Origin of the sequence: Paenibacillus thiaminolyticus (assembly GCF_007066085.1) — a bacterium.
GTDB classification, from domain to species: Bacteria; Bacillota; Bacilli; order Paenibacillales; family Paenibacillaceae; genus Paenibacillus_B; species Paenibacillus_B thiaminolyticus.
This window is the reverse complement of sequence record NZ_CP041405.1, coordinates 2290482-2305044: the sequence shown is the minus strand read 5'-3', so window position 1 is coordinate 2305044 and position 14563 is coordinate 2290482. Positions and strand designations below refer to the sequence as shown.

The window sequence follows — 14563 nt, the reverse complement described above, 5'->3', positions numbered from 1 at the left end:
CAGAGAGCGCATGGAAGTCTTGCTGAGACCGGCGCCATAATCCCTTATAGGCGAGCTCACCTCGGAGCTGTTCTCCTGAACGGATATCAGGCTATAGCCGGATATGTCAGTAGGGGGAATCGTCAGGCGCGCGTTAGGCGTCCAGAGTATGCACTGACCGTACCCGTCATGGACACGGTATCGGCGTATACTTGCAGAGATTTCACATCGCGAGATGTGGAATGAACATGGGTGGTACCACGGAAGCACAACCTTTCGTCCCTTAGGCAGCTGGCAAGCTGCGGGGGCGGAAGGTTTTTTTGTTGTATTACAAGCCTGGCCAGGCACAACACACCATGACAACCAAGCCCGAGTGGAAATCGACAAGGATGCGTAAGGAGGATGGCAAAATGAGCACACATCAAGCGACAATGCGCTCAACCGATGAATTAAAAGAAAAATGGATGAAGCCTGAAGTGATTACAGGCTCCGAAATTTTGCTTCGCAGCTTGTTGTTGGAAGGTGTGGAGTGCGTGTTCGGCTATCCGGGCGGCGCCGTGCTCTACATCTACGACGCGATGCACGGCCGCGAGGATTTCCATCATGTCCTGACCCGGCATGAGCAAGGCGCGATTCATGCTGCCGACGGTTATGCGCGGGCAAGCGGCAAGGTCGGCGTCTGCATCGCGACATCGGGTCCCGGTGCAACGAACCTGGTCACAGGCATCGCTACGGCATATATGGATTCGGTTCCGCTCGTCGTCATTACCGGCAACGTAGCGACGACGTTTATCGGAACAGACGCCTTCCAGGAGGCGGATATTACCGGCATCACGATGCCGATTACGAAGCACAGCTATCTGGTGCGGAACGTGGAGGACCTGCCGCGGGTCATTCATGAAGCGTTCCACATCGCGAATACGGGCCGCAAGGGGCCGGTGCTCATCGATATTCCGAAGGATGTATCCGCAGCAACGACCTTGTTCCAGCCGGTGACGGAAGTGAATATTCGCGGGTATCACCCGACCGTCCAGCCGAACAAGTATCAGGTCGATAAGATGCTGAAGGCCATCGCGGAAGCGGAGTCGCCCGTCATTCTGGCCGGAGCCGGCGTCATCCATTCCGGCGCTCATGAGGAATTGCTTGAGTTCGTAACCAAGACGAAGATTCCGGTGACGACGACCTTGCTCGGACTCGGCGGCTTCCCGAGCGGGAATGAATTGTGGATGGGCATGCCCGGCATGCATGGAACGTACACGTCGAACATGGCGATACAGCAAGCGGACCTGCTAATCAACATCGGCGCCCGCTTCGATGACCGCGTAACGATGAAGCTGGATGGTTTCGCCCCGAAGGCGAAGATTGTGCATATTGACATAGACCCGGCCGAGATTGGCAAAAATGTGCCGACAGACATTCCGATTGTGGGCGATATTAAGTCGACACTTCAATTGGCTAATGCTACGGCGGTTCACAACGATAAAGCAGATGCGTGGCGCGAGCAGGTGCAGAAGTGGAAGGCGGAGAAGCCGCTGGCGTTCATCGACTCCGATGCGGAGCTGAAGCCGCAATGGGTCATCCAGATGATCAATGACACGACCCAAGGCAATGCGATCGTGACGACGGACGTCGGCCAGCATCAGATGTGGGCGGCTCAATACTATCGCTTCAATCACCCGCGCTCTTGGATTACATCCGGCGGCCTCGGCACGATGGGCTTCGGCTTCCCGTCCGCGATCGGCGCGCAGATGGCGTTCCCCGATCGGACCGTCGTCTCGATCAATGGCGACGGCGGGATGCAGATGTGCGCGCAGGAACTCGCCATCTGCGCCATCCACAACATTCCGGTCAAGGTGGCCATCATCAACAACCGGGTGCTCGGCATGGTGCGCCAATGGCAGGAGCTCATCTACGATAACCGGTACAGTCATATCGATTTGGCAGGCAGTCCGGATTTCGTCAAGCTGGCGGAAGCATACGGCGTGCGCGGCTTCCGGGCGACGACGAAGGAAGAAGCGGAACAAGCTTGGACGGAGGCCTTGAATACGCCTGGACCGGCCGTCGTCGAGTTCGTCGTACGCAGGTACGAGAACGTCTACCCGATGGTAACCCAGGGCTGCACCATTGACCAAATGATAATGGGGGATTGCGAATGAAACCGATGAAGCACACCATCGCCGTCATCGTCAACGATCAGCCTGGCGTATTGCAGCGCGTGTCTGGCTTGTTCGGCCGCCGCGGATTCAACATTGACAGCATTACGGTAGGAGCCTCGGAGGAAGAAGGCCTCTCCCGCATGGTCATCGTGACGACGGGCGACGAGCATACGCTGGAGCAAATAGAGAAGCAGTTGTATAAGATTATCGATGTTATCAAGGTTATCGATTTGAGCTCTCAACCGATGGTATCCCGCGAACTGGCCTTGATCAAGGTCAAGGCGGAGCCGCGGGAGCGTCCGGAGATTCTCGGTGTCGTCGAGACGTTCCGCGCGACGGTGGTCGATATCGGACCGGGCACGATCATCGTCCAAGTCGTGGGCGAGTCCCAGAAAATCGAAGCGATGGTCGAGCTGCTCAAGCCTTACGGCATCCGCGAGATCAGCCGCACCGGCGTGACGGCGATGGTTCGCGGGCAGACGACAGACGGGAAGTAACCGGTACCGCTGTGCAGTATCCGGCCGGACTTGCGCCGGCCGCGGACATTCCCCGAATGAGGGGGTCTCTCAGGGGATAAGTCAGGCAGAACCGGAACGAGCAATTGTCCCTTGAAATACCCTCATTCATTCGGGGTTGATTATTATCTCACTTTATTTATAGGAAGAAAGAGGAGGACTCATACTAATGGCAGTTACTATGTATTACGAAAAAGATGCAGATCAAAGTGTATTGCAGGGCAAGACGATTGCAGTTATCGGCTACGGCAGCCAAGGGCATGCTCAAGCGCAAAACCTGCGCGACAGCGGACTTCAGGTTGTCATCGGGCTTCGCGAAGGCAAATCGGCTGACAAAGCGCGCAACGACGGCTTCGAAGTATTGAGCGTCGGCGAGGCGACCAGCCGCGCGGATGTCGTGCAAATCCTCATGCCGGACGAGACACAGGCGGCCGTATACCATGCGGAAATCGCGCCGAATCTGAAAAAAGGCGCTGCCTTGCTGTTCTCCCACGGCTTCAACGTACACTTTGGCCAAATCGTCGCGCCGAAGGAGAATGACGTGCTCCTCGTGGCTCCGAAGTCGCCGGGACATCTCGTTCGCCGCACGTATGTCGAAGGCTTCGGCGTACCGGGCCTCATCGCGATCGAGCAAGATGCGACAGGCAATGCGAAGGCTATCGGTCTGGCCTATGCCAAAGGCATTGGCTGCACGCGCGCAGGCGTAATCGAGACTTCCTTCAAGGAAGAGACCGAGACGGACTTGTTCGGCGAGCAAGCGGTATTGTGCGGCGGCGTTAGCGCGCTGATCAAAGCCGGCTTCGAGACGCTTGTTGAAGCGGGCTATTCCCCGGAAATGGCGTACTTCGAGTGCTTGCATGAAATGAAGCTCATCGTCGACCTGATCTATGAAGGAGGTCTTGCGACGATGCGCGATTCCATCAGCAACACGGCGGAGTACGGTGACTATGTAACCGGACCCCGCATCGTGACCGACGAGACGAAGAAAGCGATGAAGGAAGTATTGTCCGATATTCAGCAGGGCAAATTCGCGCGCGACTTCATCCTGGAGAATAAAGCGGATCGTCCGTTCCTGACAGCAACCCGCCGCAACGAAGCGAATCATCCGATCGAAGTGGTCGGCGGCCAGCTTCGCGAGATGATGCATTGGATCAAGAAGTAGTGATGTGAGTTGCGCCAGCCGGACCGGACATGCGGCAGGCTGCGGACTCATAGGCCGGAAGGCGAAATCGCACAGCGCCCGCCCGTCGTCAAGGCGGGATGGCGCTGTTCTTTTATGTGCATACACTGGAATAGTAATATGGCGAGAGACTAACGGAGGTGCAGCGATGCGTAAAATTTATATTTTTGACACGACGTTAAGAGACGGGGAGCAATCTCCGGGCGTGAACTTGAATACGAAGGAGAAGCTCGAGATCGCCTACCAATTGGAGCGCCTCGGTGTCGACCGCATCGAAGCGGGGTTTCCTGCGGCATCTCCGGGTGATTCGGCCGCCGTGGGAGCTGTCGCCGCCGCAGTGAAGAATGCGACGATCATCGGGCTGTCGCGGGCGCGGACGAAGGACATCGATGCAGCTTACGAAGCCTTGAAGAACGCGCAGGATCCATGCCTCCATCTCTTCCTCGCATCTTCGCCGATCCATCGCAAGCATAAGCTGCGCATGGAGAAGGAGCAGGTGCTGGAGACGGCCGAAGCGGCGATTCGTTACGCGAAGAAATATTTCTCGAAGGTGGAGTTCTCCCCGGAGGACGCCGGGCGGACCGAGCTCGACTTCCTCTGCCAAGTGACCGAGATGGCGATTCGCGCCGGCGCGACGGTCGTCAACATTCCGGATACGGTTGGTTATTTGACGCCGTATGAGTATGGCAACATCTTCAAGACGCTGAAGGAGAATGTTCCGGGCATCGAGAAGATTCAGCTTAGCGCGCATTGCCATGACGATCTCGGGATGGCGACGGCGAATGCGCTTGCGGCGGTGCTGAACGGGGCCGATCAGATTGAAGGCACGATCAACGGCATCGGCGAGCGTGCGGGCAACACGGCTCTGGAAGAGGTGGCCTTGGCGCTGGAGACGCGGCAAGACTTCTATCAGGCGAAGACGTCGCTTGTCCTGAGCGAGATTGCGCGCACGAGCCGCCTGGTCAGCAAGCTGACGGGGATGGTCGTGCCGGGGAACAAGGCGATTGTCGGCGCCAATGCGTTCGCCCATGAATCGGGCATTCACCAGGATGGCATGCTGAAGGAGAAGACGACGTACGAGATTATTTCTCCGGAGACCATCGGTCTCAAGGAGAGCAAGCTCGTGCTCGGCAAGCACTCGGGCCGCCATGCCTTCCGCGAGAAGCTGATCGATCTCGGCTACATGCTCAGCGAAGAGCAGGTCAATGCCGCCTTCGTCAAGTTCAAGGAGGTCGCAGACAAGAAGAAAGAAGTGTCGGATGAAGACATTCGCGCCATGATCGAGGAGAAGCTGATTGACACGCCGGAAATGTTCAAGCTGGAGACCGTCTATGTGGAGTACGGCAACCAATCTGTTCCATCGGCGAAGGTCCGCCTCGTTACGATCGACGGGAAGGTGCTGGAAGAGGAAGCGAGCGGCAACGGCTCCGTCGACGCCATCTATATGGCGATTGACAAGGCGTCACGGGAAGACGTCGAACTTACCGATTATTCCATCAAATCGGTTACGCACGGCAAGGACGCTCTCGGCGAAGTCCATGTCGTCCTGACGCAGGACGGCCTGCCCGCACTGGGACGCGGCGTCAGCACCGATATTCTCGAGGCAAGCGCCCGCGCTTACGTGGATGCGCTCAACCGCCTCATCGAGAAGCGCAAGCTCGGCGGCAGCAGCCGCCGCGACAAGATCGGACTGATCTAGGCGGCTTTCGCTTGGTGGCAGAATCCGACTCGGCCCATTCGGCCTTGCAGATGACCTCCGAACAGGGGTCATCTTTTTTTTCGAAAATTGAACCCTTTCACGTCCATTTTATATGGACAATTATTCTTTTTTTCCACTCATGAAGTACAGTTGTTCTTCGTCGGCCATTTTGAACAATCCACTGATTTTACCCGTTATCCGGTTTTCACCGCCATTGAACTAATTGGAAGGAGAATGAAGCTGCATTACCGAATATTGTAAAGTTAAAATATAAAATAAGGAGACTCAATCGTGCAAGGATATAACGTTCTTCTCATCTACAATAAAGATATGGACCGATTGCTCATGTGCAAACGAGTAAAAGACCCCTATAAAGGTTTAAGCAATCTGGTGGGCGGCAAAATAGAGCGAGGAGAAACCGGGATGGAAGCTGCCTACAGAGAACTGCTGGAAGAAACAAGCATTTCACAAGAACATGTTACTTTGCATCATCTTATGGATTTTACCTACTATGTACATGATTGCTATGTTGAAGTTTATGTGGGCAAATTGAAGTGTGATGTTGTGATTTCGGGAGATGAGAATGAATTATACTGGTCTGATTTACATCAAGATTTTTTTGACATGACCTTATTTGCAGGTGAGGGGAATATTGGACATATGATTGAACAAGTGAAGATGAGCAAAGATAAATTATTAGCGGATGAAACACTTCAAGTTTAAAGATGGATAACGCCTTTCCTGAAGGGTGGTTCATTCTGCTAACGTCTGATGTTCCCCTGAACGGGCCGGAGGGTTGCATACTTGCGGGAGTTCGATAGGAGGGGCATGTGCTATTTTTGCTCATCTTATGAAATTGTCCTTCTACAGTGGAAAACAAAAAGAGAATGTCTTTCAAATAGGAGACACTTTTCTGTGAAGAAGATAGTCCGCGATTAGTTGAAATGATACTATATATAGCGTTTTTTTGTCATAGTATATCTACATATAGAAGTTTGCCTTGCTAGAAGAAGAATCCCTTCATGTCCACCTTTATATGGACAATTGTGCTTTCTTTCTACTATGGAAATACAAAACCATTGCGTTACCCCGTGGTCATCTCAAGTGGCGGGATAGCCCAATTCGTCCCGATGGTGTATATTGGAATACAATATGTTTTTCCAATACTGGGTGAAAGGTCATACGCAATGAAATATATGTTTGAGACGAAGCCAAGCGGCTATGAAGATTTTGCCAGCGGAAGGGTGCTGTATAATGCGCGGGGGACGACGGCTTTTCCGGTAAGGCTCGCCAGCGAGATTATGCAGAGATGCTTCCTGCATCTGCAGGGCAAAGGGCATGATGAGCCGTATACTGTCTATGATCCGTGCTGCGGCGGCGCGTATATGCTTACGGTCATCGGATTGCTGCACGGACATCGAATGAAGCGGATCGTCGCCTCCGATGTGAACTCGGAGGTGCTGGGCATCGCGGAGAAGAATCTGTCTCTGCTGTCCGCGGAAGGGATGAAGCGGCGCAAGAAGGAACTGGCGCAGCTGCTGGAGCAATACAATAAGCCCTCTCATCGCGAGGCGCTGGACAGTGTCGAGAAGCTGGCCTCGCTCATAGCGCAATCCTACATAGAAGAAACGTGCTCATTTCATCATGATATTACGGCAACTGGAGACGCGGATATGGAGCCGCAAGCAGGCGGATTCGATATTGTTCTTACCGATCTCCCCTATGGGGAACTTGTTCATTGGCACAGTGAGAGCGGCAACCCGTTGGACCGTTTTTTTGACAATATGCATGGACGGATGGAGCCGGAGCGTTCCGTCATGGCCGTCATTGCGGACAAACGCCAGAAGCTGCGGCATGATAAGTTCAGAAGAATAGAAGCTTTCAAAGCAGGAAAGCGGCAGGTCGCCATTTTTGAACCGATAGGAGAATAATGCAATGTTAGAGGGCAGCCTAGCTGTCCTTTTTTGGTTTCGTCGCCCGAGAAAATGCCTCCTTGGGAACGTGATCATATTTCCGCTATCGCAATTGGGACCCGCAGGTATGCGCATTGAAGGGCATAATCCGGGTACGGCTGGGCACAGCAGGATGAAGTTGAAGCCATTCTAGACGCCAAAATATATTTTTTCGCAGGACAATTTTCTAGGCGGATGCCTCTGAATAGGATAAAGCAATATGAGATTCTGGAGGTATGGCTATGACAGAACGGTCAGTTCCTTTCATTGGGGAACGCTTTCCTGAAGTGACGGTTCAGACTACGTTCGGGGAGTTATCGCTGCCAGGTGCTTTTCAGCGACGATGGTTTATTCTGTTCAGCCATCCCGGGGACTTCACGCCGGTGTGCACGACGGAATTTATTGCTTTTGAACAGCTGCATCCGGAGTTCCGCAAATTAAATACCGAGCTGATCGGCTTGTCGGTGGAGCAAGTATTTTCTCATATCAAATGGATCGAATGGATTCGTCAGTGCTTCGGCGTGCACATTACGTTCCCGATTATCGCGGATGGACTGGGAACCTTAGCGAAGCAATTAGGGATGATTCATCCTACCCTAGGCACACGAACGGTACGCAGTGTATATATTGTCGACCCTAAGGGCATCATCCGGCTGATGCTGACTTACCCTGAGACGGTAGGGCGTAATATTTATGAAATCTTACGGGCCGTGCAAGCCTTGCAAGTCGTGGATGCCAATCAAGCAGCCACACCTGCGAACTGGCCGAATAATGAGATTATCGGCAATCAGTTGATCCTGCCTGCGGCACGAACCGTGCAGGAAGCCGCCGAGCGAATGAAAATGTCACAAGCCGGCCAATTGAAATGTTATGATTGGTGGTTCTGTATGAAGCAGGGATAGCCGCATCCGGCTTCGAACGGACCGATTAGCAAGATTCTAACCTATAACCCAAACGCTCTCCAGAGGGCGGGGATTGATTTTCGGGAGGAAAGTCTATTTGGCTATTTGGGCAGAGAAAGTTTCCAGATTAACTTCAACTGAGGTGTCAGGGGGAGAGCCGGAGCCCGGGGCGATCTCGCTTCCGGGTTTTGTTGCGCCCGTTTGCCCGTTTGCTGGAGTATGATGAGAGAGGAATCCTGCAAAAAACAGGCTGTTGAGAAAATCCAAGGATTTTGTGGCACTTCATTTTTTATGTGGTGGATCTCGTCTCTCAGTAGAAAAAATCGATTTAAAACGCTGTGGGTGCCAAATTTTGAGTAGGAAAATGGACAATCTCCAACCATTCTTAAAAAACAGGGGTTTTCTAGCGGCCTGAAAACCGCACCATTTCCCTAGCCACGTCTATCCGGTAGGCGAAATCCGCAAAACTGCACGATTTCTCCAGACGCGCCTATTCGGTGAGCGAAATCTGCAAAACTGCACGATTTCTACGCCTATTCGGTTAACTTGAAAACCTGCTCAAATACAGCAATTCGATAGGGACGACTTCACCAGAAAGGGAATCCTGTAAAACTGCAGGAATTTCACCCGTTTCTCTTCGACTTAGCTCAAAAGGGCCTAAAATGATGTAGCTGTGCAGCAATTCCTCGGGATGTGGACTCATTGAGCCGAAATTCCTGTAAAATAGCAGCAATTCCCTCCACACGTTCAAGCCCCAGGAGGCAACGATGTCTCCAGAAGGCGATGACGCTCTGAATGCCAAGTTTCGATTAGGTAATCACCCCTCCGAAAAAAAACCGGGTTTTCCAACAGCCTGATTATTGCAGGATTTCCTTTTTAGCCAACAGATCCCGACAAAAAACTGCACGCATGCAGCAATTTTGTGTTCCACGTGAACGGGCTCATTCGGCGCTTTTCTAATTCCGAACCATCATTAAGCCCCTGCCCATTTCTCGAAAAAATTAATCGTTTTCACGTTTCTTAACACCAAATTAACAGGTTTCCTTGTAAGATGACGTTAAACCGGGAGGGATCGTCATGGCCAATATATTGTTCAACCATGTGTACAAACGTTACGGCAAGTACAAAGAGGTTGCTGTAAGCGATTTCAACCTGAGTGTCGACGATACAGAGTTCATCGTGCTGGTCGGGCCGTCCGGGTGCGGGAAGTCGACGACACTTCGCATGCTGGCGGGATTGGAGGACGTGTCGGAGGGCGATATTTACATCGGCGATACGATGGTGAACGACATACCTCCGAAGAATAGGGACATCTCGATGGTGTTCCAGAACTATGCCCTGTATCCCAATATGAGCGTCTATGAAAATATCGCCTTCGGCCTGCGCCTCCGCAAGCAGCCGAAGCATGAAATTGATCTGGCGGTGAAGCGGGCGGCCCGGGTGCTCGAGATCGAGAACTTCCTGGAGCGCAAGCCGCGTGAGCTGTCCGGGGGCCAGCGCCAGCGCGTGGCGCTCGGCCGCGCGATTGTCCGGACGCCGCAGGTGTTCCTGATGGACGAACCGCTGTCCAACCTTGATGCGAAGCTGCGCGTGCAGATGCGTTCCGAGATCATCAGCCTGCACAAAAAGATCGAAGTAACGACCATCTACGTCACTCACGATCAGATTGAGGCGATGACGATGGGAGATCGGGTCGTCGTCATGAATCGGGGTGTGGTGCAGCAGGTCGATACGCCCGAGATGATCTACAACCGTCCGGTCAACATGTTCGTGGCGAACTTCATTGGCAACCCGCCGATGAACTTCATCGAAGGGCGGCTTCATCATCATGACGGGCATGTGGAGTTCCATTCGCGCAGGTTCATTATCCGCCTTGCCCCACAACATGAAAGCGCTATCAGGAAACAGCGGCTGGTCGACCGAACCGTCATCATGGGAATCCGGCCGGAGCATATCAGCTTCGAAGCCCACCGGATGGAGGCATCGTCGCATTCCATTGTGACGGGGACGCTGCAGTTCAATGAGTTCGTCGGCTCGGACCGCTATTACCATATCGACATCAAGCAGGAGCGCCCGCTTGTTATTCGAGCCAGCGAAGGGCTGCACTGTGATGAGGGCACGCAAGTGTCGGCTGCGATCAATATGGAAAAGGCGCTTTTTTTCAATAAAGATACGGAAATGCTCCTTACGGATTGAGGGGTGATGAAGCATGGAGAAGCGTAAATATCGCCGGCTGTTGGCTTGTATCTGGCTTGCCATCGCCATTCTGTTCGCTGGCGGGCTCGGGTATGGTCTGCTCCCTTCGGATGACGGAGCCGTGTATGGAGCAGGCACTTCCGCGAAGCCGGCCGGCTCGGAACCGCTATTCGGCGAGTCGGAGGACAGCCGAATTGAGCCGTATTATCAGGAAGTGCTCGGGCAATGGCAGCAGGAAGGCGTTCCGGCTGGAACGGAGACGATCATCATTCCGGCTTCGCGGTATGCGGCGGCCTCGGAGGATGCCGGCATCCGCACAGGCCTCTATGAAGGCGAGCGCGATGCGTTGATCTGGTTCACTCAGCGGGGCTGGATTGAATACGACGTGGAAGTGAGCCAAGCCGGCCTTTATCAGATCAAGGCGGACTATTATCCGCTGCCCGGAGCCGAAGGAGGCGGCCGCCAGCCGGTGATGCTATCGGCCCGCGTCAATGGCGGCTATCCGTTCAACGAGGCGCGCTCGATCGTGTTCGAGCGTGAGTACCGCGACATCCAGCCGCCCCGCTTCGATGACCGGGGCAATCAGATTCGGGCTCAGGTGGAAGAGCTCAAGGGCTGGAAGGAGAAAATAGTGACGGAATCGAACGGAGCCTACTCGACGCCGTTGCTATGGCATTTGCAGCAGGGGAAGAACAAGATTCGGCTGGAAATGCAGCAGCAGCCCGTCGCGTTCCGCCAGTTCACGCTGCTGCCGCCCGACACGACGCCGACATATGCCGAAGTGAAGGCGCAATATCCGCCAGCCGCGCTGCGGGACGGGGCTGTGCTGACGATTGAAGCGGAGCAGTACAGCGCCAAGAATTCCACCTCGATTCAGAATGTGTATGACCGCGATCCATTTTCCTACCCTGCGTCAATGAATGCCATCGTGTACAACACGCTCGGCGGAGCCCGATGGACGAAAGGGGGGCAGGCGGTCACCTGGACCCTCGACGTGCCGCAGGATGGGCTCTACAAGCTGGCTCTGCGAGCCAATCAGAATACGGTCAAAAATATGTCCGTCTTCCGCACGGTTACGATTGACGGCACGCTTCCGTTCCGCGAGATGGAACAGGTGCAGTTCCCGTATGATTCCGGCTGGCAAGGAATCACGCTGTCGGATTCGGATGGGGAGCCTTACGCCTTCTATCTCACGAAGGGGCAGCACACGCTCACGATGGAGGCGACGTATGCGCCGTATATGTCCATCATCATCCGCATGGATCATATCTCGCGCGAGCTGCGCGCGATACTGCTGGAGCTGCGGATGGTGACCGGTAACCGCGAAGACAAATACCGGGTGTGGAATGTAGAGAAAGATATTCCGGGCCTGACCGAGCGGCTGGAGCGGATTCGGGAGCAGTTCGTTCAGCTCCAGACCGATATGAAGCAGATTAACCCGCGTACCGACGATGTGGCGCAAATGCTGAAGAACGGGGCCGAAGACATCAACAGCATTTTGAAGAAGCCGAATCAAATCCCTTATTCCCAGGAACGGATTGCCTCGGTGCAGGAATCGCTCGAATCGAACCGCGCGACGCTGATGAACAGCCCGCTGCAGCTCGACCAGATCTACCTGGCGCCGCTCGATGCGGAGCTGCCGCGCATGACCTCGAACTTCTGGGAGAAGACCGGAGGCATGTTCCAATCGCTCGCCTACTCGTTCGAGGACCGGACCGGATTCAGCGATAAGGACGACAGTGTGCTGAATGTGTGGATGATCTGGGGCCGGGATTACGTCGATGAGCTCCAGCATCTGGTCAATGACCGCTTTACTCCGGAGACCGGAATCAAGGTGCATATCAACCTGATTCAGAATGCGCAGATGCTGACGCTGGCCAACGCGTCGGGCATGATGCCCGATGTCGCCCTGGGTGTCCCGTCGAACGTGCCGTTCGATATGGCGCTGCGGAATGCGGCCTTGAATCTGAGCGGGCTTCCGGGAGCGGATGACTTCTTCTCCCGTTACAGTCCGGGAATGCTGCAGCCGCTGTATTATGACGGCGGTTACTACGGCGTGCCGGAGACTGTCAGCTTCAAGGTGATGTTCTACCGCAAAGATATTTTGCAGCAGCTGGGACTGAGCGTGCCTGACACATGGGATGACGTCTATCAGATGCTGCCTACGCTGCTGCAGAACCAGTACAACTTCTATATGGATCCGGCGGACTATACGCCGATTCTGTTCCAGAACGGGGTCGAGATGTATGCGCGGACCGGATTGACGACCGGCCTCGATACGCCGGAAGCGTTCAAGGCTTATAAAATGTGGACCGATTTCTACAATGTGCAAGGGCTGGAGCGGGTCGTGCAGAGCTTCTACAACCAGTTCAGGCGAGGCGATATCCCGATCGGGATCTCCGATTTCAACATGTACATGCAGTTGCTGGTCGCGGCTCCGGAGATCGCCAATGATTGGGCGATCGCGCCGATTCCGGGCACGAAGCAGCCGGATGGCCGCATCGTGAGATGGTCCGGCGGGTCCAACCCGTCGAACGCCATGCTGTTCAAGAGCTCCGCTCCGGAGAAGCAGCAGCAGGCATGGAAATTCCTGCAATGGTATACGTCGACCGAGACGCAGACCGAGTTCGGCCTCAATCTGGAGCAGTATCACGGGGAGACGTTCCGCTGGAATACGGCCAATGTGCAGGCCTTCGCCCAGATGCCGTGGAAGCCGGACGATCTCGGCATCATCCTCCGGCAGTGGGCATGGACGAAGGAGGTCCCTCAGGTGCCGGGCGGTTATATGACGGATCGCGAGATCGGCTTCGCCTGGAACCGCACCGTGGTCGACGCGGAGAATTCGCGCATCTCGCTGGAAAAGGCAATTAAGGAGATCAAGCGCGAGTTGAGAAGAAAGCAGCAGGAATTCGATATTATCGGACCGAACGGCGAGGTGCGGAAGACGCTCGATCTGCCGGTCATCCAACAACCGTGGAAAGGGGTCGATCAACTTGTCGAATGAAGCACAGCCGGCCATTCCGCAGCCGCTTGCCGCCACTCGTCCGCGGATAGGGAGCCGATTCGGGCGCAAGCTCCGCCACCTGCGCAAGGAAATGTGGAGATACCGTCTTTCCTATCTGTTTATTGCGCCGTTCCTCATCGTGTTTACCTTGTTCCTCATCGTTCCGGTCCTGACGGGCATCGGGCTCAGCTTCACCTATTTCAATTCGATTGAGTTCCCGAAGTGGGCCGGATGGATGAACTACCAAAATTTATTTTCACAGGACGTTATTTTTCTGAAGCATGTCATCCCGAACTCATTCCAGTTCGCGCTGTTCGTCGGCCCGATTGGCTATGTACTGGCGTTCGTCCTGGCCTGGCTGATCGCCCAGCTGCCGGCGATGATTCGCGTCTGGTACGCGTTGGCGATGTACGCGCCGTCCTTGACCGGCGGCATCGCGATGGTCGTCGTCTGGCAGGTCATGTTCACGGGCGACCGGACCGGCTACATCAACAGCTTCCTCTTGAAATGGGGGCTGATCAATCAGCCGATTCTGTTCACGATCGACAAGGATTACTTGATGATCATCATGATTATTGTCTCCATCTGGTCCAGTATGGGACTTGGATTTCTGGCTATCCTGGCAGGGATTCTGAATGTGGATCGGACGCTGTACGAAGCGGCCCGCATCGACGGAATCCGCAGCCGCCTGCAGGAAATCTGGTATATCACGATTCCGATGATGAAGCCGCAGATGCTGTTCGCCGCGGTCATGGCCATCGTCGGCACGCTGAAGGCCGGCGGGATCGGCACGCAGCTGTCGGGCATGAACCCGACGCCGGATTATTCCGGGCAGCTCTTCATGAACCATATCGAAGACTTCGGGTTCACCCGCCTGGAGCTTGGATATGCGAGCGCCATATCGATCGCGCTCCTGATCGTCACGATACTGCTCAGCCGATTCCTATGGATGCTGCTTGGGCCGAAGGAGGATGAGTAGC

At 54.6% G+C, this 14563-nt stretch carries 10 protein-coding genes; all 10 read left to right on the top strand.

All coding sequences use genetic code 11. From position 1 onward, the window contains the following. The first annotated feature begins 389 nt into the window (after positions 1-389). The 10 genes from ilvB (at position 390) to FLT43_RS10305 (ending at position 14562) form a co-directional block, all read left to right on the top strand. The gene (gene ilvB / locus FLT43_RS10350) at positions 390-2135 is read left to right on the top strand and encodes a biosynthetic-type acetolactate synthase large subunit (RefSeq protein WP_087444962.1); all 1746 of its coding nucleotides are present in this window, start codon (positions 390-392) and stop codon (positions 2133-2135) included. Beyond that, positions 2132-2632: an acetolactate synthase small subunit gene (gene ilvN, locus FLT43_RS10345; RefSeq protein ID WP_087444963.1), complete on the top strand. Its 501-nt coding sequence runs from the start codon at positions 2132-2134 to the stop codon at positions 2630-2632. Before ilvB ends, ilvN begins: the two co-directional genes overlap by 4 nt. 187 nt (positions 2633-2819) lie before the next feature. Beyond that, a complete protein-coding gene (ilvC, locus tag FLT43_RS10340; RefSeq protein ID WP_087444964.1) occupies positions 2820-3812 on the top strand; it encodes a ketol-acid reductoisomerase in 993 nt (330 codons plus the stop codon). A 166-nt stretch (positions 3813-3978) separates the two neighbouring features. Beyond that, positions 3979-5529, top strand: a complete 1551-nt coding sequence (locus FLT43_RS10335) for a 2-isopropylmalate synthase (protein WP_087444965.1) — start codon at positions 3979-3981, stop codon at positions 5527-5529. Between the two features lie 291 nt (positions 5530-5820). After that, on the top strand, positions 5821-6252 hold the full coding sequence (locus tag FLT43_RS10330; protein WP_087444966.1) for an NUDIX hydrolase: 432 nt from the start codon (positions 5821-5823) through the stop codon (positions 6250-6252). A 464-nt stretch (positions 6253-6716) separates the two neighbouring features. Next, positions 6717-7460 carry a hypothetical protein gene (locus tag FLT43_RS10325; RefSeq protein WP_087444967.1) on the top strand — a complete coding sequence of 248 codons (744 nt, stop codon included), beginning with the start codon at positions 6717-6719 and terminating at the stop codon, positions 7458-7460. Between the two features lie 263 nt (positions 7461-7723). Then, positions 7724-8383, top strand: coding sequence for a peroxiredoxin (locus FLT43_RS10320; protein WP_208620103.1), 660 nt, complete (start codon positions 7724-7726; stop codon positions 8381-8383). A 1077-nt stretch (positions 8384-9460) separates the two neighbouring features. Further along, positions 9461-10579: an ABC transporter ATP-binding protein gene (locus tag FLT43_RS10315; protein WP_087444969.1), complete on the top strand. Its 1119-nt coding sequence runs from the start codon at positions 9461-9463 to the stop codon at positions 10577-10579. A gap of 13 nt (positions 10580-10592) precedes the next feature. Continuing rightward, on the top strand, positions 10593-13583 hold the full coding sequence (locus FLT43_RS10310) for an extracellular solute-binding protein (RefSeq protein WP_087444970.1): 2991 nt from the start codon (positions 10593-10595) through the stop codon (positions 13581-13583). Further along, positions 13573-14562, top strand: coding sequence for a carbohydrate ABC transporter permease (locus FLT43_RS10305; RefSeq protein WP_087444971.1), 990 nt, complete (start codon positions 13573-13575; stop codon positions 14560-14562). Before FLT43_RS10310 ends, FLT43_RS10305 begins: the two co-directional genes overlap by 11 nt. The last annotated feature ends 1 nt before the right edge of the window (position 14563 follow it).

Excerpts from the sequence above, each read along its gene's own strand:
- ilvC (WP_087444964.1), top strand. The coding sequence starts at position 2,820 with ATGGCAGTTACTATGTATTACGAAAAAGATGCAGATCAAAGTGTATTG.
- FLT43_RS10335 (WP_087444965.1), top strand. The coding sequence starts at position 3,979 with ATGCGTAAAATTTATATTTTTGACACGACGTTAAGAGACGGGGAGCAA.
- FLT43_RS10310 (WP_087444970.1), top strand. The coding sequence starts at position 10,593 with ATGGAGAAGCGTAAATATCGCCGGCTGTTGGCTTGTATCTGGCTTGCC.
- FLT43_RS10325 (WP_087444967.1), top strand. The coding sequence starts at position 6,717 with ATGAAATATATGTTTGAGACGAAGCCAAGCGGCTATGAAGATTTTGCC.
- ilvN (WP_087444963.1), top strand. The coding sequence starts at position 2,132 with ATGAAACCGATGAAGCACACCATCGCCGTCATCGTCAACGATCAGCCT.
- FLT43_RS10315 (WP_087444969.1), top strand. The coding sequence starts at position 9,461 with ATGGCCAATATATTGTTCAACCATGTGTACAAACGTTACGGCAAGTAC.
- ilvB (WP_087444962.1), top strand. The coding sequence starts at position 390 with ATGAGCACACATCAAGCGACAATGCGCTCAACCGATGAATTAAAAGAA.
- FLT43_RS10320 (WP_208620103.1), top strand. The coding sequence starts at position 7,724 with ATGACAGAACGGTCAGTTCCTTTCATTGGGGAACGCTTTCCTGAAGTG.